The following is a 23,747-nucleotide window of genomic DNA, read 5'->3' as shown; positions in this document are numbered from 1 at the left end:
GCCCCGCGCCTGTGTGCGCTGGACGGGCCCGCCCCGGTCGAGCTCCCAGTACGCCATCGCGAAGATGATGATGTTGGTGAGCCATACCTGCCCGGCCGCGAGCAGCAACTGCTTGCCGTTGTCGGTCCGCCCGGCGACGAGCTGTTCCACCAGCAGCACCAGCGCCACCGTGTTGGTCACCGCGATGAGGAGCACGAGCCCGATGGACAGGCGCCGCAGCAGGCGGTTCTCGCGGCGCATCCGCCAGGGGTTCACCGCGACCAGGGGGACGAACAGCAGCAGCTCCAGCGCGGGCACGACGAACCTCGGCCCGAGAATGAGGTGGCTCGGCAGCGCCGAATAGAGGGCGATGGCCACCACCACCGCGCACGCCGCCGGGAGCCGGGGCTCCCCGGGGTGCCCCTGCCGCTCGGCCCGCTGTCCCGGAGGCGGGTCGTCGTCCTGCTCCGAACGCTGATCGTCAGCGCGCTGCCCCGTGTCCTGCTCGGCTCGCTGCGCCATCTCCGGGCCTTCTCCCTGGTCGTCGCCAACCACCGCGCGCCGCGCGGCCAGGCCCGTGACGTACGAGCCGGTCAGAGCCGTCTGCCCTGTTCGGAGCGGTCTAGGCCCACGAACCGGGGGAGCATTCCCTGATCTACACGGTGAAGGCCCCGGCTCGTACGAGAATCCCGGTTCACCCGAAGGCGTGTTCCGCTTTCACAGATGACGGATCTTCACAGGTGGCAGAACTTCAGAGATGGCAGATGACGACCAGGCAGCTTCTGATCTCGACGTCGTCGATGACGGGACCAAAGCCGCCGGGGACGGTGCTGGAGAACCGCACGGTGGTGGACAGGCCGTTCGCGACGAAAGTCACCTTCTGCCGGGTGTAGCCCATGTCGGAGAGACGCGTCCCCGTGGTGTCGAACGAGAACTTGCCCACCACCTGGTCGTCGATCCGGATGTCCCCGGTCTTCACCACCGGTGTGCCCGCCGGATTTCCCGAGAGCCGGTAGCCGATCTCGTACTTGACCAGCGGGAGCGTGCTGAAGGTCTGGGAGACCGCGCCGGTGCCTGAGCCGTTCAGGTCGAGCGACTGGACACCGTCGGCCGCCTCCCAGAACCCCTGGCCCACCAGGTCCACGGTGCCGGCGGTCACGTTCCACGCCCCGATGGACTGGCCCGAGGAGAAGGTCTGGAACGTGTTCGGCCTGACCACGGGGGTCTCGAAGCTGCCGTCGCTTCCCGCGGTCGCGTCGGCGGGCGCGGCCGTCACCGTGGCCAGCCCGGCCAGGGCGCCCACCATCCCGGCACTGGTGCGCAACCGCAGCCACCGGTCGCCCAGCCGTGCCCGGCGAGGGCGCCGCCCGGCCACGTGACCTTCCATCTGGGTGCTCGGAACGGTCATCGTCGTCCTTCCCTTCCGTACGCCGCGTTCACGCCGGAGCGTCATGACGACCAACTCCCGGACCGGTGAATTCACGGTCCGGGCGGTGCCACGATCAGGAAGATTAGCGTCCGGCCCCATGCGAGCCCCGGTGGCCCGCGTTTCGCCGGAGTCAATTATTGGTATCCGGAAAAGCCGCTCGCTGTTCTCCGCTTGTTAGGGGGAGCGCGGCGTGGGAAGTGGCGGGTGCCAAGAACATCTGCTGGGCGTCGCCGGCTTCCGCGGGCGGTCCGGCGGACCTCGCAGGAGCGCATCGCTAGGCAGGTCATCATGGAGAACGCAGTACGGACCCTGGTACCGGCGCGGCTGGACCGGTTGCCGTGGTCGCGGTTCCACACGCGGCTGGTCGTCGCGCTCGGGGTCGCGTGGGTGCTGGACGGGATGGAGATCACGATCGCCAGCGCGATCGGGTCGGTGCTGCAGGACAGGCAGACGCTCGGGCTGTCGGCCGTCCAGGTGGGGTTCACCGCGACCGTCTACCTGATCGGCCAGGTGGCGGGCGCGCTGGTGTTCGGGCGGCTGTCCGACCGGTTCGGCAGGCGCAGGCTGTTCGTCCTGACGCTGGGGCTCTACCTGGTCGCCAACGGGATCACCGCCTTCTCGCCCAACCTGGCCTTCCTGCTGGTCTTCCGCTTCTTCGCCGGAGCCGGCATCGGCGGGGAGTACGCCGCGATCCACTCGGCCATCGACGAACTGATCCCCTCCCGATACCGGGGCCGCGTCGACCTCGCGGTCAGCGGCACGTACTGGCTGGGCGCGATCATCGGCACGGCGAGCACGTACGTGCTGCTCAACCCCGACGTGCTGCCCCTGGACCTCGGCTGGCGGATCGGGCTGCTGATCGGGCCGGTGCTCGGAGCCATGATCTGGGTGCTGCGCCGCCACCTTCCCGAGAGCCCGCGCTGGCTGCTCATGCACGGCAGGCACGAGGAGGCCGAGGAGGCCACGCGGACGGTCGAGGAGGCGGTCGCCGAGAGCGGGCGCGAACTGCCGGCCGTGGACGAGGACAAGGCCATGGAACTGCGCCCGCACGGCGCCCCGTCCTACCGGGAGATCCTGAGGGTGGTCCTGCGGGAATACCCCAAGCGCACGTTCCTCGGCGTGACGATGATGGTCAGCCAGTCGTTCCTGTACAACGCGATCTTCTTCACCTACGTCATCGTGCTCAACACGTTCTACGGCGTGTCCGCGAGCGACGCCTCCAAGTACCTCCTCGTCTTCGCGGTGGGCAACCTCGCGGGCCCGTTCCTGCTGGGGCCGCTGTTCGACACCATCGGGCGCAAGCCGATGATCTCCAGCACCTACATCGTGTCCGGGGTGCTGCTCGCGGTCACGGGGTGGCTGTTCAAGGAGGGCATGCTCACCGCGACCACGCAGGCCCTGCTGTGGTCGGTGATCTTCTTCGTCGCCTCGGCGGCGGCCAGCGCCGGTTACCTGACCGTCAGCGAGCTGTTCCCCCTGGAGATCAGGGCGCTGGCGATCGCGTTGTTCTTCTCGATCGCCCAGGGGGTCGGCGCCCTCGGCCCCGTCCTGTTCGGCGCGCTCATCGGCGACCAGGACCACCCCGACCCGTCCCGCCTGTTCTACGGCTACCTGCTCGCCTCGGGACTGATGGTGGCGGCCGGGATCGTGGCGCTGTTCTGCGCGGTGAACGCCGAGCGCCGCTCCCTGGAGGACCTCGCGCCCTCCCTGTCGATGACCGACGCCAAGGCGGGCGCCGCGGCGACCGGGTAGCTACGCTGAGTGACCATGGAGACGGTCGTCCGGAGTCTGGTGCCCGCGCGGCTCGATCGGTTGCCGTGGTCGCGGTTCCACACGCGGTTCGTGGCCGCGCTCGGGGTCGCGTGGGTGCTGGACGGGATGGAGATCACGATCGCCAGCGCGGTCGGGTCGGTGCTGGAGGACAGCCGCACCCTCGGGCTGTCGGCGGTCGAGGTGGGGATCACCGCGACCGTCTACCTGGTCGGCGAGGTGATCGGGGCGCTGGTGTTCGGGCGGCTGTCCGACCGGTTCGGCAGGCGCAGGCTGTTCATCCTGACGCTCGGGCTCTACCTGGTCGCGAACGGGATCACCGCCTTCTCGCCCAACCTGGCCTTCCTGCTGTTCTTCAGGTTCTGGTCCGGGGCGGGCATCGGCGGTGAGTACTCCGCGATCCACTCGGCGATCGACGAGCTGATCCCCTCGCACTACCGGGGCAGGGTCGACCTCGCCGTGAGCGGCACGTACTGGCTGGGCGCCATGATTGGCACGGCGAGCACGTACGTGCTGCTCAACCCGGCCGTCTTCCCCATCAACCTGGGCTGGCGGCTCGGGCTGCTGATCGGGCCGCTGCTCGGGGTGGCCATCTGGGTGCTGCGCCGCCACCTTCCCGAGAGCCCGCGCTGGCTGCTCACGCACGGCAGGCAGGAGGATGCCGAGCGCACCACCGCCGAGATCGAGGCCGCCGTCGAGAACGGCGGAGCGCCGCTCGCCCCGGTGGACGAGGGCCGCGCCATGGAGTTCCGCCCGCACGGAGCCCCGTCGTACCGGGAGATCGCCCGGGTGCTCCTGCGGGAGTACCCGAGGCGCACGTTCCTCGGCGCGACCCTGATGATCAGCCAGTCGTTCCTGTACAACGCGATCTTCTTCACCTATGTCCTGGTGCTGAGCACGTTCTACGGCGTGACCCCCCATGACGCCTCGAAGTACCTCTTCGCGTTCGCGCTCGGCAACCTCGCCGGGCCGCTGCTCCTCGGGCGCCTGTTCGACACGCTCGGCCGCAGGGTGATGATCTCCAGCACCTACATCGTCTCCGGGACGCTGCTCGCGGTCACGGGGTGGCTGTTCAAGGAGGGCATGCTCACCGCGACCACGCAGACGCTACTCTGGTCGGTGATCTTCTTCATCGCCTCGGCGGCGGCCAGTTCGGGCTACCTGACCGTCAGCGAGCTGTTCCCCCTGGAGATCAGGGCGCTGGCGATCGCGCTGTTCTTCGCGGTGGCCCAGACGTTCGGGGCCCTCGGCCCGACCGTCTTCGGCGCGCTCATCGGCGACCGCGACCATCCGGATCCGACCAGGCTCTTCTACGGTTACCTGTTCGCCGCCGCCATGATGGTGTTCGCCGGGCTGGTCGCGCTCGTCCTCGCGGTGAACGCCGAGCGCAGATCGCTGGAGCACCTCGCGCCGCCCCTGTCGATGCGCGACGCCGGCTAGCTCGTACGGGTCCGCAGGGCGGCGGCCTCCGAGGCGAGCTTCTCGATCCGGGAGTAGTCGCCGGAGGCGAGCGCGTCGGCCGGGGTCAGCCAGGTGCCGCCGACGCAGCCGACGTTCGGCAGCGCCAGGTACTCGGGAGCCGTCTCCAGGCGGATGCCGCCCGTCGGGCAGAACCGTACCTCCGGGATCGGCCCGGCGAGGGCCTTGAGGTAGGCGACGCCGCCGGCGGGCCCGGCGGGGAAGAACTTCAGCTCGGTCAGCCCGCGCTCGGCGAGCGCCAGGACCTCGGACGCGGTCGCCGCGCCCGGCAGGAAAGGCACGCCGCTGTCCAGCATCGCGTCCACGAGGGCCGGCGTGCTGCCGGGGCTGACCAGGAACCGGGCGCCCGCGCCGGTGGACGCCGCGACGTCGGCCGGGGTCCTGACCGTGCCCGCGCCGATCACGGCGTCCGGGACCTCGGCGGCGATCCGCGCGATGGCGTCGAGGGCGCAGGACGTGCGCAGCGTCACCTCGATGACGGGAAGGCCGCCCGCCACAAGCGCCCGGGCGAGCGGGACCGCCGTCTCCACGTCGTCGATCACGACGACCGGGACGACAGGGGCGAGATCGAGGATGGTCACGGGGCCGCGCTCCTTGTTGCAGGGGTAACCGACGTTGCAGGGCTAAGCGACGTTTCGGGGGTGACGGGTGTTCGGGGGGAGGCGACGGCGGGCTCCCGCCCCGTCACGCGCCGGGCGAGCCAGGCCCCCGCGCCGGTCAGCGCGGGCTGCTCGGCCACGATCACCGTGGTCGCGATCTCGCTCAGGTAGTCGGACAGCACGAGGTTCGCCTCGAACCGGCGCCGGAAGTCGCTCTCCTGGATGCGCCTGACGATCCTCGGCACGATCCCACCCCCGAGATACACCCCGCCGCGTGCGCCCAACGTGAGAGCGACATTAGCCGCGAAGCTCCCCAGAAGACCACAGAACACTTCAACCGTACGCGCGCACAGCGAATCGTCCACCCGCGCCACGATCTCCGAGGCGGGGAGCGGGGCCACGGGGGTGCCGTTCACCAGCGCGAGCCCGTGGCGCAGCCGTACGAGCCCGGGGCCGGACAGCAGGTGCTCGGCGTCCACGAACGACATGCCGTCGGCCCGCAGCGCCCGTACGACCTCGATCTCCAGGCCGGTGACGGCGGGCACCGCGACGTGGCCGCCCTCGCCCGGCACGGGCACCCAGCCGTCCCCCACGGGGACCAGCCCGGCGACGCCCAGCCCGGTGCCGGGACCGAGCACCGCCTTCACCATGTCCGGCGCCGGGGGCGGGCCGCCGAGCGAGGCCAGATCGCCGGCGGCGAGGTGCGGCAGGGCCAGCGCCAGCGCCTCGAAGTCGTTGAGCAGCTCGACGTGCGGGATGTCCAGCTCGCCGACTGAGCCGGTCCAGCCGGTGTTGGTCAGGCGGTAGCGGTCGGCGTTCACCGGGCCGGCGATCGCGAGGCACGCGGCGGAGGCCCGCACCCCTCCGGCGTGGTCGTCGAGGTAGGAGCGCACCGCGTCCGGCAGGCCGTCGTACTCGGCCCCGGCCAGCACGGTGACCCTGCCGGGACGCCCGCCGGGCCGGGTGACCAGCCCGAAGCGCGCGTTGGTGCCGCCGACGTCGGCGACCAGCCAGGGGCTCTGCGGGGACGGAAGGGGGATCGGGCTCACGCGCGCCCCTCCACGCCGCCGGAAACGAGGGCCTCCGTACGGCCTTCCGCGCCGTCGAGGGAGAAGACCTCCGTACGGCTTTCAGCGCCGTCAAGGACGAGGGCCTCCGTACGGGCTTCCGGGCCGTCGAGGACGAGACGGCTTTCCGCGTCGTCGAAGGTGAGGACCCCCTCACGACCCTCCGCGCCGTTGAGGGCGAAGATGCCGGCGCCGCGCTCGGCGGGACCCGCCGCGCGGCGGAAGGCGGCGAACAGCTCGCGGCCGGTGCCCACCCACTCGTCGTCACGCAGCGGCCGGCCCTCGGGTGTCCGGGCGGCCAGCTCGGCCTCGGGGATCAGGATGTCCAGCGTGCCCGTCCTCGCGTCGAGCCGGATCGGGTCGCCGTCCCTGACCAGCGAGATCGGGCCGCCGTCCGCCGCCTCCGGGGACAGGTGGATGGCCGCGGGCACCTTGCCCGACGCCCCGGACATGCGGCCGTCGGTGACGAGCGCGACCCGCTGCCCCCGGTCCAGCAGCACGGCGAGCGGCGGGGTCAGCTTGTGCAGCTCCGGCATGCCGTTGGCGCTCGGACCCTGGTAGCGGATCACCGCGACGAAGTCCTGCGCGTCCAGCTCGCCCGCCGCGAACGCCGCCAGCAGCTCGGACTGGTCGTCGAAGACCTTGGCGGGGGCCTCGATCACCTGGTGCTCGGGGTTGACCGCCGACACCTTGCTGACCGCGCGGCCGAGGTTCCCGCTGAGCATGTGGATGCCGCCGTCGGCCGAGAACGGCTCGGCGACCGGGCGCAGCACGTCGAGGTCGGCGCTCCGCGTGGCCCGCTCCTCCCAGACGACCCCGGTCTCCGTCAGCTCCGGCCCGCCCCGGTAGAGGCCGAGTCCGCACCCGGCGACCGTCAGCACGTCCTCGTGGAGGAGCCCGGCGTCGAGCAGGTCGCCCATCAGCACCTGCATGCCGCCCGCCGCCTGGAAGTGGTTCACGTCCGCCTGGCCGTTGGGGTACATCCGGGTCAGCAAGGGGACGACCGACGAGAGCGCGGCCAGGTCGTCCCAGAGCAGCTCGATGCCGGCCGCGGCGGCGATGGCGACCAGGTGCATGGTGTGGTTGGTCGAGCCGCCGGTGGCGAGCAGCGCCACGGCCGCGTTGACCAGGGCCTTCTCGTCGACGACCTCGGCGACCGGGGTGTACTCCTCCCCGTGCGCGGTGATCTCGACCACACGCCTCGCCGCGGCGCGGGTGAGGCCCTCGCGCAGCTCGGTGCCGGGGTTGACGAACGTCGCGCCCGGCAGGTGCAGGCCCATGACCTCCATGAGCACCTGGTTGGAGTTGGCGGTGCCGTAGAACGTGCAGGTCCCCGGGGAGTGGTAGGACGCGGCCTCCGCGTCCAGCATCGCGCCCCGGCCGATCTTGCCCTCGGCGAAGAGCTGGCGGGTGCGCGCCTTAAGCTTGTTGGGCAGCCCGGAGGGCATGGGCCCGGCCGGCACGAAGATCGCGGGCAGGTGCCCGAAGTGCAGCGCGCCGATCAGCAGCCCCGGCACGATCTTGTCGCAGACGCCGAGCAGCAGCGAGCCGTCGAACATGTCGTGCGAGAGCGCGATCGCCGTGGCCATCGCGATGACCTCCCGGCTGTAGAGCGACAACTCCATGCCCGCGCGGCCCTGGGTGACGCCGTCGCACATCGCCGGGACGCCGCCCGCGAACTGCGCCACGCCGCCCGCCTCGCGCACGGCGTCCTTCAGGATCGCCGGGTAGGTCTCGTACGGCTGGTGCGCCGACAGCATGTCGTTGTACGCCGACACGATCGCGACGCCGGGCCTCTCGTTCCCGCGCAGGGCCAGCTTGTCGCCGGGCGAGCAGGCGGCGAAGCCGTGGGCGAGGTTGGCGCAGCCGAGGCTCGCGCGGGCCGGCCCCCGCTCCCTGGCCTCGCTCGCGGCGGCGCCGACGCGCTCAAGGTAGGCCGTGCGGCTGCGAAGGCTGCGTTGGGCGAGGCGCTCGGTGACCTCCTGTACGGTGCGGTTCATGGCAGGTCCTCCTCGTGCCAGGCGCGGCCGCTGCGGCCGAGCAGTTCGTGGGCGGCGGCCGGTCCGCTCGTACCGGCAGGGTAGGTCTCGGGGAGCGCCGCCGACGACTCCCAGGTAGCGATGATGGGATCGATCCAGCTCCAGGCCGCCTCGACCTCGTCGCGCCGCATGAACAGGGTCGGGTTGCCCGACAGGACGTCCATGAGCAGGCGCTCGTACGCCTCGGGCACGCGGGTGCGGAAGGTGTCGGCGAAGCTCAGGCTGAGCGGGACGGGCCGGGGGACGACCTCGCCCGCGCCCGGCTCCTTGGCCATGATGTGCAGGTGGATGCCCTCGCTCGGCTGGAGGCGCAGCACCAGCCGGTTGGGGCCGCCCCCGGGAAAGATCGAGTGGGGCACGTCCTTGAACTGGACGACGATCTCCGAGCGGCGGTAGGGCATCCTCTTGCCGGTGCGCAGGTAGAAGGGCACGCCCGCCCAGCGCCAGTTCTTCACCTCCGCGCGGATGGCGGTGAAGGTCTCCACGCGGCGCGACGCGTCGGTGGGCGCGGTTTGGTCGGGCTCGTCGAGGTAGCCGGGGACGGCCTGCCCGCGCGACTCCCCGGCGACGTACTGCCCCCGCACGGTGAACCGGTCGGCCTCAGTGCCGGAGATCGGCCGGAGGGACTGAAGGATCTTGACCTTCTCGTCGCGGATGGACTCGCGGTCGTTGCGTGACGGCGGCTCCATCGCGACCAGGCACAACAGTTGGAGCAGGTGGTTCTGCACCATGTCGCGCAGCGCGCCCGCGTGGTCGTAGTACCCCCGCCGCCCCGGCGTGCCGACCGACTCCGCCGCGGTGATCTGGACGTGGTCGATCCACAGGGAGTTCCAGATCGGCTCCAGGAACGCGTTGGCGAAGCGCAGCACGAGCAGGTTCTGGACGGTTTCCTTGCCCAGGTAGTGGTCGATACGGAAGATCTGGTGCTCCTGGAAGATGGCGCCGACCTCGTCGTTGATGCGCCGCGCGCCCGCCAGGTCGCGGCCGAGGGGCTTCTCCAGCACCACCCGGGAGAGCGGGGTCACCAGGCCCGCCTCGTGCGCGCCCCTGCAGAACGGGCCGAAGGTCATCGGCGGGCTTGCCAGGTAGAAGATCCTCGCGGTGTTCTCCCTGCCGGCGAGCAGGTGGGTGAGCGCGCTCCAGCCGGCGTGGTCGGGGCCGCCCACGTCGACGGACACGTGGTGGAGCCGCCGGAGGAACCGGTCCCATCCCTCGGCGTCGCCGGCGTGCAGGCCGGGCCGTACCTCGGCCTCGACCTTGCCGCGGAAGTCGGTATCGGTGAGCCCGCCTCGCGACATGGCGATGATGCGGGTCTCCGGCGCGAGCCGGCCGTCGCGGTCGCTGTGATACAGGGCGGGGAGCAGCTTCCGCATCGAGAGGTCGCCGGTGCCGCCGAACACGATCAGGTCGGCCACGTGCGCCGTGGTGCGCCCGGACACCGCCGGGGCGGAGGGCCCGGGATCAGCGGAGGCCGCCGGCGGGGCGGAAGGCGCGGACGCCATCGAGGGCATCGACGGCATAGACAGCGTCGACGGCACGGTCGACGGCGCGGTGGAGGGCGCGAACGCGGTCGGGGGTGCGGGCTCAGGCACGGGGGAAAGCTCCGTAGATCTACCAACTAAGGACAGACCGGACACTAGCCCGATCTTTGGTCACACACAACCGCAGTTTTGGCATTTGAGATGAGGAGCTTAGGAACTTCAGATTACAAAAGAGGTGTGATTGACTTGGCCGATGGGTCGACGATCAGCGTCCGCGCTCGCCAGCGGCGGCGAGGTGCTCCACCTCATCCGCACCGGTGAGGCGGTCACGAGGGCGGACATCGGCAGGGTCACCGGGCTGTCGCGCCCGGCCGTGGCGCTGCGCGTGGCCGGCCTCCTCGAACGCGGCCTGGTCGTGGAGGACACCGAGGGCCCCTCCACCGGCGGCCGGCCCCCGGCCAGGCTCGCCTTCAACGCGGCGGGCGGGGTGGTCCTCGTCGCCTCGCTGGGCGCCAGCCGTACGCAGATCGCCCTGTGCGACCTCGCGGGTCGCGAGCTGGCCCGCACCGACCTGGAGATCGACGTCGAGCGCGGCCCCGGCGTGGTGCTGCCGCTGCTGATGGACGTCTGGGCCGACCTGCTGGGAGACCGGCCGATGTCGGACGTGCGGGGCGTCGGGCTCGGCGTGCCCGCGACCGTCGAGTTCGCGGCGGGGCGCACCGAGAGCGCGCGCGTGATGGCGAGCTGGACCGGCGTGGTCATCCCGCCGCTCATCTCGGCGCGCTACCCGGTGCCCGTCTTCGTGGACAACGACGTGAACGTCATCGCCATGGGCGAGTACCGCGAGGCGTACGCGCGGGAGGTCGCCGACCTGCTGTTCGTGAAGGTGTCGACCCGCATCGGCGCCGGGGTGATCGCCGGGGGCGAGATCCTGCGCGGGGCGCTCGGCGCGGCCGGGGAGATCGGCCACATCCCCGTGCGCGACGGCGGGGGAGTGCTGTGCCGGTGCGGCAACGTCGACTGCGTCGACTCGGTGGCCAGCGGCACCGCGATCCTGCGCGACCTTCGGGCGCGGGGCCGGGAGGTCTCCTCGCTGGCGGACGTGGTCACGCTGGTGCGCGCGGGTGACGCCGAGACCATGACCGTCGTGCGCAGGGCCGGACGGCTGCTCGGGGAGGTGATCGCGAGCGCGGTCAACCTGCTCAACCCCGCCGTGGTGGTCCTCGGCGGCGACGTCGCGGAGAACTTCCAGCCGCTGGTCTCCAGCGTCCGCGAGGTGGTCTACCGGCGCTCCACGGCGCTGTCCACCCGGAGCCTGCGCATCGAGCGCAGCCGCCTCGGCGCCGGCGCGGGCATCACCGGCTGCGCGGTCATGGTGATCGACCACATCCTGGCCCCGGAGGTGGTCGACGCCTCCATCGACGGCACGGGGCCGTTCGAGGCGGCCCATTCCGCGTGGCCGCCCCACCCGGTGGGCTCGGCCGGTTAGGCGGGGAGGCGGCCGGGCGGTGTGGTCAGTGGGTGCATATCAGGCAGCTCAGGGCCTGCTCCAGAGCCTCGGGGCCGTCGACCGGTGAGGGCCAGGGCACCCGGATGAGCGTGGGGTCCTCGATGCCCGAGCGCACGGTCACGCCGTAGCGGTCGAGCTCCCACAGCCAGACCTCCGGCGCGGGCTCGCCCAGCATGGTCTGGACGGCCCGGTGGAGCTGGTCGCGGTGGGACTCGTTCACGTGGCGCAGGATGCGCTCGGCCGCGTCGAGGAACGGGTCTGGTCCGGAGCCGAGGTAGTCCTCGGCGTCCAGCATCCCCGACTCCTGGCCTGTCAGGTAGATCACGTAGCCGACGTCGACGCGGAACAGGCGGGGGCCGCGGGGGTCTCCCTCGACGGCCGCGAACAGCGCCTCGTCCGGGCAGCGCCCCGCCACGGCCACGGCCGCGTCCCTGGCCTGGTCCGCGGGCACGGCCTGCGCCCAGCCGTGCACCTTGAGCAGGCCGCGGGGGTGGTCGATCCCGCCCAGGGTGCGGGTGGCGGCGAGGTCGACGGTGACGACCACGTCGTCGGAGGCGGGGATGGCGTGCAGAGGCTCGCCCGGCTTGACCAGCAGGAGCGGCCGGCCGGCGGCGTCGACCCCGCCCCGGGCGGCGTGGGCCGAGCCGTCCAGCGAGACGTGGGTCGGCGCGGAGGCCGTGGCGAGGCTCCGGATACGTTCGGAGATAGGGGGGACCGTCACGTGCATGGCGTCGGCTCCTTGGGTTCGAGTTCGCGTCACACGGCGATTTAAGGTTAGGCTTCCCTTACTTAGGCATACCTAATCACAGCGAGGTCATCGTGCGCTACACCGGACCGAAAGTGCGCCTGTCCAGGCGGGCAGGCCTTCCGTTGACCAGAAAGGCCGTGCGCTACTTCGAGCAGCGGCCCTACCCGCCGGGCGAGCACGGCCGCAAGACCAACCGCCGCGCCGCGGGCGACTACAGCCTGCGGCGGATGGAGAAGCAGAAGCTGCGCTGGTACTACGACGTCTCCGAGAAGCAGATGAGGAGGTACTGGGGCCTCGCCCAGCGCCGGCCGGGGCGCTCGGGCGCCGAGCTGGTCTCGCTGCTGGAGAGCCGCCTCGCCTCGCTGGTGCTCCGCTCGGGGCTCGCCCCGTCCATCTACGCTGCCCGCCAGTACGTCAACCACGGCCACATCACCGTGGACGGGCGCAAGGTCGACATCCCCAGCTATCTCGTACGGCCCGGCCAGACCGTCGCCGTACGGCCCAGGTCGCGCGCCATGCAGCCGTTCGTGGCGGCGGCCGAGGGCACCTACGCCGACGAGATCATGGCGCCCTACCTGGACGTGGACCTGCGCGAGCTGACCTTCACGCTGCTCAGCACGCCCGAGCGTCAGCAGGTCCCCGTCCTTGTGGACGAGCAGCTCGTCGTCGAGCACTACTCCCGCTGAGCCGAGCCGCGTCAGCGCATGGAGGAGGCGCTCTCGGGAGTGGGCATGGCCTCGCGCAGCGCCGCGATCTCGGCGCGCAGCGCGGCCAGCTCGGCGGCCAGTTCGGCGGCCAGTTCGCCGGGCAGTCCGGGGGGCGGTCCAGGGGGCGCGCTCTCGCCGCGCTCCCGCTGGTGCTCCTCCTCCATCGCGCTCACGACGACGGCGATGAACAGGTTCAGCACGACGAACGTGCAGATCAGCACAAATATCACGAAGAACACCCACGCCGACGGGTGGTGCTCCATGACGTCCCGGTTGATGTCCGACCAGCCGTCCCCGGTCATCGTCTGGAACAGCGTGAACAGCGACGTCGGCAGGTCGCCGAAGTAGTCGGGGGAGGCCGCCCCGTACAGCTTGGTGCCCATCACCGAGGCCACGTAGAGCACAAGGGCCAGCAACAGGGCGATCGAGGCCATGCCGGGAACCGCGCTGAGCAGCGCCGACACCACCCGGCGCAGGCTCGGCACCACCGAGATCAGCCGCAGCGCCCGCAGGATCCGCAGGGCGCGCAGCACCGACAGCCCACCGGCCGCCGGCAGGAGCGAGACGGCCACGATGACGGTGTCGAAGAGGTTCCACGGGTCGCGCACGAAGCGCGCCCGGTCGGCGTACATCTTCGCCAGCAGCTCGGCGACGAACACGTACAGCGCGGCGTGGTCGACAATGTGGAGCACGGTGCCGTACGACGCGAGTATCGAGGGCGAGGTCTCCAGGCCCAGGGTCGCCGCGTTGACCACGATGACGGTGATGATCGCGCGCTGGAACCACGTCGATTCGAGGGCCTGACGTACACGATCACGCATGGGGATGAGCACTCCTGAACTCAGAAGATCGGAATGCGCAAGATCCTAGGGTCTCCACGGGAGTCTCGCGGTGCGCCCGCGTGCGCGGGACCCTATGGGGTGCCCGTCCGGGGGGAGAGGCGGAAGACGCGGAACTCCCGGTCGGAGCTTCCGGTGTAGTCCTCGTACACCGGCCAGTGGCGGGTGAGAGCCTCCCACGCCCGCTCGCGGTCGGTCCCGGCGAGCAGGTGGCCCGTCACCGGGATCACGCGCCCCCGGAAGGTGACCGTGGCCCGCGGCGTCTTGATGAGGTTGCCGCTCCAGGCCGGGTGGCGCTCCTTGCCGAAGTTGCTCCCGACCACCAGGAACGCGCCGCCCTCCTCGGGCAGGCAGGCGAGCGGGGACCGGCGGGGCTCGCCGCTCTTGCTGCCGGTCGTGGTCAGCAGCAGGTGGGGGATCATCTGGTCGCCCAGCAGGAGACGACCTCCGCTGACCCGGTTGAGGAACCGGTCGAGGGGAGGGACGATCTTGGGCGCCACCAGGGAGAATCCCCGGCTGGTCGCGAGCCGGCGGAAGAACGGGCGGAGCGCGACGCTGACGCGCCGCATGACCCCGCCGCTGGACGGCTGCTGCTGCACCATGGCGACCTCGTGTCCGGCTCCGGCCCTCGTCGGCCCGGCCAAGGCTAACCCCTAGCAAGCGCTCGGTCAAAGGTCTGCGGGCGGGCCGTACCGCTCGGTCAAAGGTCGGCGGGCGGGCCGTACGGCTCGATCGGGGGGTCCGCGTACGGGCCGCCGTCCGCCGGGGTGACGCGGTCGCCGGCGTCCTCGGTGACGCGCAGCGCGTAGAGGCCCTGGGCGGGGTCGAGCGGGACCAGGCCGTAGGCGGTGTCCACCTCGTCCTCGTTCAGGCCCAGTTGCCGCATGGCCTGTTCGAGGGTCGCCTTCGGCGGGAGCTGTACCGTGACCAGGACCATGCCCCCCACGCTACGCGCCGCCCGGCCCCGGTACGCGCAGGGCATCTCACAGCGCGCCGCGCACCGCCCGTCGTTCGAGCGCCCGCAGGACCGCCGTGGTGTCGGCGATGCCGTAGCCGTAGTCGTAGTCGAAGCCCACGTCGCTGCGATCGTCGGCGGTGCGGTGAAGCAGCGTGCGGAGCTGCCCAGGGGAAAGCCGGGAGGCGGGCCAGCGGGTGCGGATCGCGGCGACGAGCCCGGCCGCCACCGGGCAGGCCGCCGAGGTGCCCGAGTCGGGCCGGCCCTCGCCGAACGCCTTCGAGCCGGAGAAGTGCGTGTAGGTGCAGATGTCGGGCTTGCGGTCGCTCAGCCGTCCCGGCCCCTGCGAGGAGTAGCCCACCCGCTCGCCGTTGGTGTCGACCCCGCCGATGGACAGGACCTGCGGGTGGGAGTTGGCGCCGACGATGGGACGGCCCTTGTAGGCGCACCGCCGGTCCTTGCACTCGGACCCGCAGTTGCCGGCCGCGAACAGGATGTCGGCCCCCGCCTGCTCCAGGCTGCCGACGATTATGTTGAACGGGTGGGCCGCGTTGTCGGAGTAGTTCCCCGGCTGCCCGGGGGCCAGATCCCACTCGGGGGAGAACGACCCCCAGCTGTTGCTGATGACCAGGGCCCGGGTCGCGGCGGGCTGCGCTTCGAGGACCGTGCGCAGGTGGGCGAACGCCGCCACCGCGTCGGAGAGCAGCCCGTCGATGGCCGTGCCCCCCTGCCGCCGCGACAGCAGGACCGGGACGTCGATCAGAGAGGCGGCCGGAGCGGCGATCAGCGCGTCGAAGGCGCACATCGTGCCATGGTCGACCGCGAACGACCCGGCCTTTCCGGAGACCCCGCCGGGAGTCCAGCTCCGTTCGCCGTCGATCGTGACCTCTTTGCCCAGTTGGTGGGTCACATGGGCGGCGTTGATGCCGGTGTCGCACACCGCGAGCGCCACGCCCGTGCCGTCGTAGCCCTCCGACTGGAGCCGCGTCACGTCGAGCAGGCGGGCGACGTCCTGCCAGGTGCCCACGGGAGGGGTGCCGCCGCAGGTGAGGCTGGTCTCGATGACGGGATCGGCGTAGATGCCCACCACGTCGCGACGGCCGCCGGGCAGCAGCGCCAGGCGCGCGGAGCCCTCGTCGTCGGAGATCTCGCCCCTCACCAGCACCGACGCCTCCTCCGGCGCCATGGAGAAGACCAGCGGCTGGTGCAGCGACAGAGGGTCGCCCCCCAGGGTGGCGGGCTGGGCCCTCGGGAGCGCGACCGGGGTGAACGAGTGGTCGAGCGCGACCCCGGGAAGGCCGTCGGTGACGTCGGCGGTGGTCGCGACGAGGCCGGGGGCGGCGACGGCGGCCACGACGTCGGGGGAGGGACGGAGCTGGATCAGGACCCGCATGAGGACACCACCCTGAGATCGCGAAGACGAGACGCCACAACGTTCCTGCATCCGCCACGACCGCGTCCACCAGCAGAAATGCCACGTCAACGTGTAATTCACCGCGAAGGCATGCGAAGCATCGTGGGAAATTTCCGGGCGTCATCCGTCCCGAACGCGGTCGCGCGTAAGGCTTCCGCCGGACGCGGTGGTTGACTACGTTGAGACGCATGATCGCCGAGGTTGACATGCCGTCCCGTCCCGGCTCCGGTACGGGAGGAGACCACTGGCTGACGGTGCGGCCGAGACTGGTGCTGGCCAGCGCGTTCATGCTCTTCCTTGAGCTGGCGCTGATTCGCTGGACCGGCTCCAACATCGTGCATCTGAGCTACTTCACGAACTTCGTGCTGCTGGGCTCCTTCCTCGGCATAGGACTGGGCTTCCTCCGCGTCGGGCGCACCACGCTGCAGCCGTACTACTCGCCGATCGTCCTCGCGGTGCTGGTGCTGATCGTCCTGTTCTTCCCGGTGACGGTGAACCGGGAGACCGAGGGCGTGCTCTACTTCACCAGCCTGTCCACGAGCGGGCCGCCCGCCTGGGCTATCCTCCCCGTGGTGTTCACCGCGGCGGCGCTCGTGCTGATGGGGCCCGCCGAGCTGGTCGGCAGGTGCTTCCCCGAGCTTCCCCGGCTGGAGGCCTACCGCTACGACCTCATCGGCAGCCTCACCGGCATCGCGATGTTCTCGCTGCTGTCGTTCGCGAGCGCGCCCCCGGTCGCGTGGGGCCTGATCGCCGCCGTCGCCTACGGGGCGCTGCTCCAGCCCCGCTCACTGATCCGCTACCTCGGGCTGGTCACCCTTCCCTCCCTGGTGGTCGTCGGCGCCCTCACCGTGGAGACGGTCAGCCCGGGCACGCTGTGGTCCCCGTACTACAAGGTGACGTACGAACGGGCCGACTTCAGCGGCGTTCCGATCCTGAACATCGCGGTCAACGGCATCCCGCACCAGCAGGCGATCCCCGCGGCCAACCGCCTGCAGTGGGAACGGCAGTACGCCCTGCCGTACGAGCGGTCGGCGGCGGCGAGCCTCGACGACGTGCTCATCGTGGGCGCGGGCAGCGGCACCGACGTGGCCATCGCCCTGTCCAAGGGCGCCAAGCACGTGGACGCGGTGGAGATCGACCCCAAGCTCCGTGAGCTCGGCGGCACCTTCCACCCCGACCAGCCCTACAGCGACCCGCGCGTCACCACCCACATCACCGACGGCCGCGCCTTCCTGGAGCGCACCGACGGCAAGTACGACCTCATCCTGTTCGCCCTGCCCGACTCGCTCACCCTGGTGTCCGGGGCCAGTTCGCTGCGCCTGGAGAGCTACTTGTTCACCCAGGAGGCCATGCGCGCCGCGCACGACCATCTCAAGCCTGGCGGCGCGTTCTCGATGTACAACTACTACCGCGAGCAGTGGCTGGTCGACCGGCTCGCCTCCACCGCGCAGGCCGCCTTCGGCCACAAGCCGTGCGTGGACGAGGTCGGCTCCGGGCAGCAGGCCGTGATCACCGCCGGGGTCACCGCCGACGCGCAGCGCTGCGCCGGCGAGTGGGCCGGCGCCAAGGCCGACACCCCGCCCCCGGCGGTGGACGACCGCCCGTTCCTCTACCTCCACGGCCGCGACATCCCGTCCATCTACCTCATCGCGCTCAGCCTGATCCTGCTGGTGAGCATCGTCGCGGTCCGCGCGGTCGCCGGTCCGTTCCGCCGCATGCGCCCCTACGCCGACCTGTTCCTGCTCGGCGTGTCGTTCCTGCTGCTGGAGACCAAGAACGTCACGGGCTTCGCCCTGCTGTTCGGCACCACGTGGGTCGTCAACGCCATCGTGTTCGCCGGGGTGCTCGTGGCGGTGCTCGCCGCGGTGGAGGTGACACGGCGCTTCCGCACGCCGCCGCTGCCCGTCATGTACGCGATCCTGCTCGGCGGCCTGGTGGTCGCCGCCCTGGTGCCGAACTCCTGGCTGCTCGGGCTGCCCCTGCCCCTGCGCGCCCTGGTGGCGGTGGTCGTGGCCTTCATGCCGATCTTCGCCGCCAACGTGGTCTTCGCCAAGCGCTTCGCCGACACCGCCGACGCGACCGTGGCCTTCGGCGCCAACCTTCTCGGCGCGATCCTCGGCGGCTGCCTCGAATACCTGGCCCTCGTCATCGGCTACGAGGGCCTCCTGGTGGTCGCCGGCCTCCTCTACCTGGGCGCCTTCGCCCTCCTTCCCCGCACCGCCAGAGCCCTTTAGCGCTTTCGGTGGAGGGGGCGTGCTCGACGAATCGGAGCGCTGATTCGGCCATCGCAGATGACAGAAGAAACTGGCATTGTCCGGTTGTACGAGGGGTTGTATTGGCACCGACCCGTGCCTGAATACTGGGTGGGCACCGCGTGGGCGGGCATCATCGACGCATGGGCGGTGAAAGGGCACTACTTGGGGGTAACGCGACGCTGGCCGCGATCCTCTCCGAGGCAGGGTGTTCCCATGGCGCACTCGCGCGTCGGGTGAACGAGCTGGCGAGCCGTCAAGGGGTGACCACGCGCTACGACAAGGCATCTGTCACCCGTTGGTTACAGGGTATGCACCCCCGTGGTCGGGTCCCGGAATTCATCGCCGCCGCGCTGGCCGAATGGCTCGCGAGCGGTGGGCCCGCTGAGCGGGTCTACGCGATGATCGCGATGTTCGACGAGATGGACAATCGCTTCGGTGGCGGACACGTGCGGAGCAGTGTCGTGCACTACCTCAGCACCGAGGTAGCTGGAGGCCGGTGACGACATCGGGGGCGACTACGCCTTCGATCCCCGGTTTCCCGGGATCGACCTGCTGTTCCTGGAGTGGCGATGGGACATCTCCGGCCGCAACACCACGCCCTGCGATGCTCCGGGCCACACCTGTGACCTTCACCGGCAGCGCGACCTTCTTGACCACTACGCCATCCTGCGCCGCACCCCAACGGTGATCTGGGACAAAGACCGGAAGCTTCCCGCCGGCAGCCCCTGGCGTCGCCGGCCAGGGGTGATCGTGTGCGAGGCCGCACTCTCGCCGACTCCGGGGGCGCGCAGCCTGCTGTTCCCGCTCGATGACATCCTGCTGGACAGTGCCGATCCGCGCATCTTGGCCGCTGTCCCGCGGCCGATCACCCTTTGCTACGTCGGTAACCAGTACGACCGTGACGAGGAATTCGACGCCTACCTCGCGCCCGCTGCCGCACGCTACTCTCACCAGGTCGCCGGGAAGTGGCCCGACACCGGCCGCTGGCCTCACGTCACCTTTCTCGGCCGCATCCCCTTCCCGCGTGTGCGGGAACTGCATGGTGGCGCGCTCGCCACCGTGCTGTTGCTGCCTCAGCGATATGCGGCGGCTGGACAGATGACCCAGCGCATCTTCGAGGCGGTTTTGGCCGGATGCCTACCGTTAGCACCTGCGGACATCCGGCACGTTGATCGCTTCGTGCCTCCTTCGCTGGTCGTCAGAAGCGGGGCCGATGTCATCGGCAAACTGGCCCATCTACGCGCCATCGCCGGTAGCCAGGGGTACGTCGAGCTGATCGCCGAGTGCCTGCGCTATATGGAGCTGTTTCGGCTGAGCACCCAGATCGAGGCTCTTCACGTGATGCTGACCGAGCTCACCACATCGCCTGTCCCGTTGAAGCCGGTCGGTTCTGGGAGGGGACCGCGTTGACTCCTTCACTCCTTCTGGTACGCGGCATGTCCTTCGTACGGGAACGAGTCCAGGCCGACACGCGACTGCGGGCCGTCGCCTCGACTAGCGTGGAGCGACATGCGAATGCAGAGGGTCGCCATCATCGGCTGTGGAGGCAGTGGCAAGTCCCACCTTGCCTGCGAACTGGGCAAGATCTTGGACGTGACGGTGACCCACCTGGACGCTGTCTACTACGACGACGACTGGAATCCGCTGCCACAGGAGAAGTTCGAGGCACTCCAACGCGACCTGGTGGCCGGCGAGTGCTGGGTGATCGACGGCAACTACAACTCCACGCTTCAGGTGCGGCTGGAGGCCTGCGACACCGTGATCCTCATGGACGTGCCGACCTGGGCGGCGCTATGGGGAATCTTCTCCCGGCAGGTCAGGTACGGCCATGGCCAGCACAAGCGCAATGGGGTGTACAACCGCATCGACTGGGGTGTGTTGCGCTATGTGGCGACCTACCGGCGCAGGATGCGGCCCCGCGTGCTGGGCAAGATTCGGGAGTTCGGCGGGCACGCCGAGGTGATCCTTCTGACCAGCCGGAGTCGTACTCGTCACTGGCTGGAGCAGGTCACCGCCCGCCAGGTGTAGCTTTCTCCGCCGCCCTCGTCGGGAGGCGGATCCGGTGACCGTCTCCAGTAACCCGTTCCTTGATGCGACGGCGCAAGGCGAGCTGTACGGGCACGCCTCCCGGCTGGCCGCCCGCACGTCGGCCCTGCACCGAGCGAAGAAGCGTGGCCGACCTGTCGCCGACGTCATCGCCGTCCTGGCCGCTGTCCATCTACCTGTCGGCAGGCCGGCGTTGGTGACTGACCTCGGGTGTGGGCGGGGGACCAGCAGCCGTGTTCTGGCCGAGGGCTTGCGTCCGCGTCGACTCGTCGGCATCGACGTCTCTGCGGCCATGCTGAAGGCTGCCCGTATCCGCTTCGGTGCTGAGCGCGGCACGGACAGTGCGGTGTCCTTCGTCCAAGCCGACTTCCACCACCTGCCCCTGCCGACCGGTGCATGCGCCCTGGCCGTCGCCGCGTTCTGCCTCTACCACGCAATGCGGCCGGAGGTGGTCATCGCCGAGATCGCTCGGGTATTGGCTCCGGACGGCGTCACCATCCTGGTCACCAAATCCGCCGACAGCTACCACGAACTGGACGCTCTTGTCGCCGCCGCCGGACTCGACCCGGATGCCCCGTGTCGGGAAAGCCTGTACGCGGCGGCGCACAGCGCCAACCTGGCAAACCTGACCGAACCGGTGCTGTCCATCGAGCACCTGGAACACGAAGTGCACGGCTTCACCTTCACTGACTATGACCATGTCGCCGAATACCTCGCCACCAGCCCGAAGTACCATCTCCCAGCCGCGCTGCGGGGAGATCCTGCCGCGATCGCCGCCGCGCTGCGCAGGCGGCTGCCAGACACGCCGGTCAGTGCCACTTCGGTCATCACCTACCTCCTGGCGCGGCAACCGGGAGGGCGGCGATGAAAACCCGCGTGTTCACCAAGGCCTATGAAACCCCTCAGGAACGCGCGCAGGCCCTACGACATCACACCTGGCTGGCTGAACACGTCCGCCCGCTTCGGCAGCCCGCCATCGAAGCGGTTGGAGTGACATCCATCGACTTCACCTACATCGATGGTCGGCATCCATGTGTCGAGGACCTGCCGATGCTCGCCGTTCTCTTGGGGGACGCGCATGGAGCCGCCTGGGTAAGCGATCTGTACCAGGCGCGCCTCGACGTGCCCCATCGCACGACATCGGGGTACACGATGGCCGATTTCGTCACTGTCCGCCTTGCCTCGCTCGACGCACGACGCCGTAGCTGTCACCTGGCTGATGATGAAGAGCTGGCCAGCGCGAAGAGACTCCTGCACACCAGCGCCACTGGACCCGCGGCCTTCTATAAGGACACCAACTCGCGAAACATCCTGATCACCGAAGGGGGAATCCCAGTCGCGGTCGATGTCGATGACCTCACACTCGCCCCGTTCGGCTACGACCTGGCCAAGCTCATCGTCACCCTCGCCATGACGTACGGCATGCTGCCTCCGGCAGCCGTCCGGCACGCGCTCACCCTTTACAACCAGGCAGCCGCAAGACACAACGCCCAGCTGAGCGGCACCAGCATGGCGCAACTCCTCGACCACGCGGAGCTGCACCGTGTCTTCACCGCTCCTTACCTGGGACGTGGCGGATATCACTACGTGTGGTCGCAGGCGCCCTTCTCAATGGAGCCGGAAGGACTCGCATGATCGTCATGGAACTCGTCTTCACCCGGCATGGACAGGCCCAGTGCAACATCGATGGCTTGGTCGGCGGCCCGCGCACCTGTACCGGCCTGACCGGCCTTGGACGGCGCCAGGCGACCTTGACCATGCAGCTGGGGGACCTGGCTCCCCAGATGATCGCCGCAGACCTGGCCACCTGCTCGCTTCTACTGACCTTTCTCCCCGGCAAGAGCGCTGCCGAAATCACACCGGGCTCGCCTTCGGAACGGCACGTTCATCGGGCGGCAGGTGCCACCCTCCATGCCCTCCACCAGTTCGAACCAGAGGAACGGGAGGACGACGTCCTTACCCGTTTGGCCGAACGTATCCGCTGGTGGGCCGAGCGAGCGCATGCGGCCAGCCTGTCAGCGCAGGCGAGCGGAACATTCTGCGTGGCTGCGCCGATGCCGTGGCCATCGCTGTCATGGATGTTGGGATCTGCCACCTGGATTACCAGCCTAGAACTGGCTCATCGGCCCGGACGCGGTGGTGCGCGTGCTCGACTTCGAACACGCGCGGCTCGACGCCCGCGTGCGGGACTTTGCCCGGCTGGAACACCGTCGTTGGAAGCTGAGCCCTCACCTACGTCGGGAGTTCTTCGCCGGCTACGGGCAGCCGCCGCATGAGGAGGAACATGATCTCCTGGCTCGGTTGGGCGTCATAGAAGCGCTCACCGCCCTGGTTCGTGGCCATGAGCGCGGTGACTCCCAGCTCGTCGCGTATGGCCGTACTTTGATCAGCCAGTTCTTCTGACCACGCCCACAATCCAGCAGGAGATCTTCAATGTACGAGGCCCTGTCATCTCGTTGCGGCGCTCGCTCCGGCATACCGTTCCGGGCTGTCGTCACCGGTACGGCCGGGTTCATCGGCTCCCACCTGGCGCTGGCGTTGCTCCAGCGCGGCGTGACTGTGATCGGGGTGGACCGCCGCGACGCCGAAGCCGATCATGCGGCTACCACGAACCTTGCCGCCCTACAGAACCAGCCCGGGTTCATCTCGATCACTGCGGATCTGCTCACCTGCGCCGTAGAACCTCTCCTGCTCGACGACGATACCGTGTTCCATCTCGCAGGCATTCCCGGTGTCCGGCCCTCCTGGGGGCCGCAGTTCGGGGACTACGTTGCCTGTAACGTCCTCGCCACCCAGCGAATAATGGCCGCCGCCACCCGTCTCCGCGTGCCGCGACTCGTTGTCGCCTCCTCCTCAAGCGTCTACGGAGCCACCGACGGCACTCCGAGCAAGGAGAGCGACCATCCACGGCCTGCCTCGCCGTACGCGGTGACCAAACCTACGTCGCCGACGTTGTCGCCGCGACCCTTGCCGCCGGGACAGCTCCCATAGGCAACAGCGTGATCAACGTTGGTGCGGGCTCCAGTGCGTCGCTGAACGACGTCATCGACATCGCCAGTCAGCTCACCGGGGTCCCTGTGGCGGTCGAGGCTGCAACCACTCGCAACGGTGATGTTCCTGCCACCCACGCTGACGCGACCACAGTCCAGCGACTGCTGGGCTGGCGGGCCAACGTGGACCTGGTTACCGGTATGGCGACGCAACTGGACTGGCTGACCTCCCACCAGCACCTAACCCCACTCGTACACCCCATGGGGCCGTCGCACTCCTGATGAACAGGACGGCCCCCGGCTCCTCAGTCTTGCCCCGCTCCACCGGGAACCCCTCAGTTCGTTGACAGCGTGTTCAGAGGCCGCAGGCTTCCGAGAGGGTCTTGGCCGGCTTGTTCTGGTGGTTGGGGGTGGGTGTGTCGAGGGGGGTGGAGGCTTTC

24 protein-coding genes are annotated in these 23,747 nt (G+C 70.0%); 13 read left to right on the top strand and 11 right to left on the bottom strand.

From position 1 onward, the window contains the following. The coding region (locus AB0B89_RS21495; RefSeq protein ID WP_358555461.1) for a hypothetical protein at positions 1-501 on the bottom strand (501 nt) is incomplete at its 3' end. Positions 502-730: 229 nt separating this feature from the next. Then, positions 731-1,387, bottom strand: a complete 657-nt coding sequence (locus tag AB0B89_RS21490) for a choice-of-anchor C family protein (RefSeq protein ID WP_358555458.1) — start codon at positions 1,385-1,387, stop codon at positions 731-733. A gap of 309 nt (positions 1,388-1,696) precedes the next feature. Between AB0B89_RS21490 and AB0B89_RS21485 the strand changes: the two genes are divergently transcribed. Both AB0B89_RS21485 and AB0B89_RS21480 read left to right on the top strand, forming a co-directional pair. Then, positions 1,697-3,160 carry an MFS transporter gene (locus AB0B89_RS21485; RefSeq protein ID WP_358555455.1) on the top strand — a complete coding sequence of 488 codons (1,464 nt, stop codon included), beginning with the start codon at positions 1,697-1,699 and terminating at the stop codon, positions 3,158-3,160. Positions 3,161-3,175: 15 nt separating this feature from the next. Further along, positions 3,176-4,618 (top strand): MFS transporter, encoded by a 1,443-nt coding sequence (locus AB0B89_RS21480; protein ID WP_358555452.1) that lies wholly within the window; start codon positions 3,176-3,178, stop codon positions 4,616-4,618. Here the strand turns inward: AB0B89_RS21480 and eda are convergent. From eda to zwf, 4 genes are read right to left on the bottom strand one after another with little or no spacing between them, the layout of a single operon-like run. Continuing rightward, complete coding sequence (gene eda / locus AB0B89_RS21475; RefSeq protein ID WP_358555449.1) at positions 4,615-5,238, bottom strand: bifunctional 4-hydroxy-2-oxoglutarate aldolase/2-dehydro-3-deoxy-phosphogluconate aldolase; 624 nt, start codon at positions 5,236-5,238, stop codon at positions 4,615-4,617. The two genes, AB0B89_RS21480 and eda, sit on opposite strands and share 4 nt — an antisense overlap. After that, positions 5,235-6,305 (bottom strand): glucokinase, encoded by a 1,071-nt coding sequence (gene glk, locus AB0B89_RS21470; protein WP_358555446.1) that lies wholly within the window; start codon positions 6,303-6,305, stop codon positions 5,235-5,237. The genes eda and glk overlap by 4 nt, the downstream gene beginning before the upstream one ends. Beyond that, on the bottom strand, positions 6,302-8,323 hold the full coding sequence (gene edd / locus AB0B89_RS21465) for a phosphogluconate dehydratase (protein WP_358555443.1): 2,022 nt from the start codon (positions 8,321-8,323) through the stop codon (positions 6,302-6,304). Before edd ends, glk begins: the two co-directional genes overlap by 4 nt. After that, positions 8,320-9,873 (bottom strand): glucose-6-phosphate dehydrogenase, encoded by a 1,554-nt coding sequence (gene zwf / locus AB0B89_RS21460; RefSeq protein WP_358555464.1) that lies wholly within the window; start codon positions 9,871-9,873, stop codon positions 8,320-8,322. The genes edd and zwf overlap by 4 nt, the downstream gene beginning before the upstream one ends. 223 nt (positions 9,874-10,096) lie before the next feature. On the opposite strand from zwf, the gene AB0B89_RS21455 reads away from it, so the two are divergent. After that, positions 10,097-11,332, top strand: a complete 1,236-nt coding sequence (locus tag AB0B89_RS21455) for an ROK family transcriptional regulator (RefSeq protein WP_358555441.1) — start codon at positions 10,097-10,099, stop codon at positions 11,330-11,332. Positions 11,333-11,357: 25 nt separating this feature from the next. Here AB0B89_RS21455 and AB0B89_RS21450 read toward each other — a convergent pair whose 3' ends face one another. After that, entirely contained in the window at positions 11,358-12,080 is a 723-nt protein-coding gene (locus AB0B89_RS21450) for a DUF2470 domain-containing protein (protein ID WP_358555438.1), read from the bottom strand. A 92-nt stretch (positions 12,081-12,172) separates the two neighbouring features. Here AB0B89_RS21450 and rpsD point away from each other — a divergent pair, with 92 nt between their 5' ends. Further along, entirely contained in the window at positions 12,173-12,787 is a 615-nt protein-coding gene (rpsD, locus tag AB0B89_RS21445) for a 30S ribosomal protein S4 (protein ID WP_358555435.1), read from the top strand. Between the two features lie 11 nt (positions 12,788-12,798). Here the strand turns inward: rpsD and AB0B89_RS21440 are convergent, their stop codons facing one another. From AB0B89_RS21440 to AB0B89_RS21425, 4 genes are all read right to left on the bottom strand, one after another. Further along, positions 12,799-13,629 carry an ion transporter gene (locus AB0B89_RS21440; RefSeq protein WP_358555432.1) on the bottom strand — a complete coding sequence of 277 codons (831 nt, stop codon included), beginning with the start codon at positions 13,627-13,629 and terminating at the stop codon, positions 12,799-12,801. Positions 13,630-13,721: 92 nt separating this feature from the next. Continuing rightward, positions 13,722-14,291, bottom strand: coding sequence for a nitroreductase family deazaflavin-dependent oxidoreductase (locus AB0B89_RS21435; RefSeq protein WP_358555429.1), 570 nt, complete (start codon positions 14,289-14,291; stop codon positions 13,722-13,724). Positions 14,292-14,347: 56 nt separating this feature from the next. Then, a complete protein-coding gene (locus AB0B89_RS21430) occupies positions 14,348-14,584 on the bottom strand; it encodes a hypothetical protein (protein ID WP_358555426.1) in 237 nt (78 codons plus the stop codon). A 46-nt stretch (positions 14,585-14,630) separates the two neighbouring features. Further along, positions 14,631-15,995: a S8 family serine peptidase gene (locus tag AB0B89_RS21425; protein WP_358555423.1), complete on the bottom strand. Its 1,365-nt coding sequence runs from the start codon at positions 15,993-15,995 to the stop codon at positions 14,631-14,633. Between the two features lie 209 nt (positions 15,996-16,204). Between AB0B89_RS21425 and AB0B89_RS21420 the strand changes: the two genes are divergently transcribed. The 9 genes from AB0B89_RS21420 (at position 16,205) to AB0B89_RS21380 (ending at position 23,589) form a co-directional block, all read left to right on the top strand. Further along, complete coding sequence (locus tag AB0B89_RS21420; RefSeq protein WP_358555420.1) at positions 16,205-18,250, top strand: spermidine synthase; 2,046 nt, start codon at positions 16,205-16,207, stop codon at positions 18,248-18,250. A gap of 161 nt (positions 18,251-18,411) precedes the next feature. Next, positions 18,412-18,771 carry a hypothetical protein gene (locus AB0B89_RS21415; RefSeq protein WP_358555417.1) on the top strand — a complete coding sequence of 120 codons (360 nt, stop codon included), beginning with the start codon at positions 18,412-18,414 and terminating at the stop codon, positions 18,769-18,771. A 250-nt stretch (positions 18,772-19,021) separates the two neighbouring features. Next, on the top strand, positions 19,022-19,681 hold the full coding sequence (locus tag AB0B89_RS21410) for a hypothetical protein (RefSeq protein ID WP_358555414.1): 660 nt from the start codon (positions 19,022-19,024) through the stop codon (positions 19,679-19,681). 99 nt (positions 19,682-19,780) lie between these two features. Next, positions 19,781-20,299: a topology modulation protein gene (locus tag AB0B89_RS21405; protein WP_358555410.1), complete on the top strand. Its 519-nt coding sequence runs from the start codon at positions 19,781-19,783 to the stop codon at positions 20,297-20,299. 34 nt (positions 20,300-20,333) lie between these two features. Further along, complete coding sequence (locus AB0B89_RS21400; RefSeq protein ID WP_358555408.1) at positions 20,334-21,185, top strand: class I SAM-dependent methyltransferase; 852 nt, start codon at positions 20,334-20,336, stop codon at positions 21,183-21,185. Then, positions 21,182-21,952, top strand: a complete 771-nt coding sequence (locus AB0B89_RS21395; protein ID WP_358555407.1) for a hypothetical protein — start codon at positions 21,182-21,184, stop codon at positions 21,950-21,952. The genes AB0B89_RS21400 and AB0B89_RS21395 overlap by 4 nt, the downstream gene beginning before the upstream one ends. Positions 21,953-22,462: 510 nt before the next feature. After that, positions 22,463-22,720, top strand: a complete 258-nt coding sequence (locus AB0B89_RS21390; RefSeq protein ID WP_358555404.1) for a hypothetical protein — start codon at positions 22,463-22,465, stop codon at positions 22,718-22,720. Between the two features lie 30 nt (positions 22,721-22,750). Next, the gene (locus AB0B89_RS21385) at positions 22,751-23,308 is read left to right on the top strand and encodes an NAD(P)-dependent oxidoreductase (RefSeq protein ID WP_358555401.1); all 558 of its coding nucleotides are present in this window, start codon (positions 22,751-22,753) and stop codon (positions 23,306-23,308) included. An 8-nt stretch (positions 23,309-23,316) separates the two neighbouring features. Then, positions 23,317-23,589, top strand: coding sequence for a hypothetical protein (locus AB0B89_RS21380; protein ID WP_358555398.1), 273 nt, complete (start codon positions 23,317-23,319; stop codon positions 23,587-23,589). Positions 23,590-23,747 lie beyond the last annotated feature (158 nt).

Source organism: Sphaerisporangium sp. NPDC049002, assembly GCF_040649355.1.
Classification (GTDB): Bacteria; Actinomycetota; Actinomycetes; order Streptosporangiales; family Streptosporangiaceae; genus Sphaerisporangium.
This window is presented reverse-complemented; position numbering and strand designations above follow the sequence as displayed.

What these genes read in the sequence shown, in the direction of transcription:
- AB0B89_RS21490 (WP_358555458.1), bottom strand. Translation starts at nt 1,387, where the DNA reads ATGACCGTTCCGAGCACCCAGATGGAAGGTCACGTGGCCGGGCGGCGC.
- AB0B89_RS21485 (WP_358555455.1), top strand. Translation starts at nt 1,697, where the DNA reads ATGGAGAACGCAGTACGGACCCTGGTACCGGCGCGGCTGGACCGGTTG.
- AB0B89_RS21480 (WP_358555452.1), top strand. Translation starts at nt 3,176, where the DNA reads ATGGAGACGGTCGTCCGGAGTCTGGTGCCCGCGCGGCTCGATCGGTTG.
- edd (WP_358555443.1), bottom strand. Translation starts at nt 8,323, where the DNA reads ATGAACCGCACCGTACAGGAGGTCACCGAGCGCCTCGCCCAACGCAGC.
- zwf (WP_358555464.1), bottom strand. Translation starts at nt 9,873, where the DNA reads ATGCCCTCGATGGCGTCCGCGCCTTCCGCCCCGCCGGCGGCCTCCGCT.
- AB0B89_RS21455 (WP_358555441.1), top strand. Translation starts at nt 10,097, where the DNA reads ATGGGTCGACGATCAGCGTCCGCGCTCGCCAGCGGCGGCGAGGTGCTC.
- AB0B89_RS21450 (WP_358555438.1), bottom strand. Translation starts at nt 12,080, where the DNA reads ATGCACGTGACGGTCCCCCCTATCTCCGAACGTATCCGGAGCCTCGCC.
- AB0B89_RS21440 (WP_358555432.1), bottom strand. Translation starts at nt 13,629, where the DNA reads ATGCGTGATCGTGTACGTCAGGCCCTCGAATCGACGTGGTTCCAGCGC.
- AB0B89_RS21430 (WP_358555426.1), bottom strand. Translation starts at nt 14,584, where the DNA reads ATGGTCCTGGTCACGGTACAGCTCCCGCCGAAGGCGACCCTCGAACAG.
- AB0B89_RS21425 (WP_358555423.1), bottom strand. Translation starts at nt 15,995, where the DNA reads ATGCGGGTCCTGATCCAGCTCCGTCCCTCCCCCGACGTCGTGGCCGCC.
- AB0B89_RS21420 (WP_358555420.1), top strand. Translation starts at nt 16,205, where the DNA reads ATGATCGCCGAGGTTGACATGCCGTCCCGTCCCGGCTCCGGTACGGGA.
- AB0B89_RS21415 (WP_358555417.1), top strand. Translation starts at nt 18,412, where the DNA reads ATGGGCGGTGAAAGGGCACTACTTGGGGGTAACGCGACGCTGGCCGCG.
- AB0B89_RS21405 (WP_358555410.1), top strand. Translation starts at nt 19,781, where the DNA reads ATGCGAATGCAGAGGGTCGCCATCATCGGCTGTGGAGGCAGTGGCAAG.
- AB0B89_RS21395 (WP_358555407.1), top strand. Translation starts at nt 21,182, where the DNA reads ATGAAAACCCGCGTGTTCACCAAGGCCTATGAAACCCCTCAGGAACGC.
- AB0B89_RS21385 (WP_358555401.1), top strand. Translation starts at nt 22,751, where the DNA reads ATGTACGAGGCCCTGTCATCTCGTTGCGGCGCTCGCTCCGGCATACCG.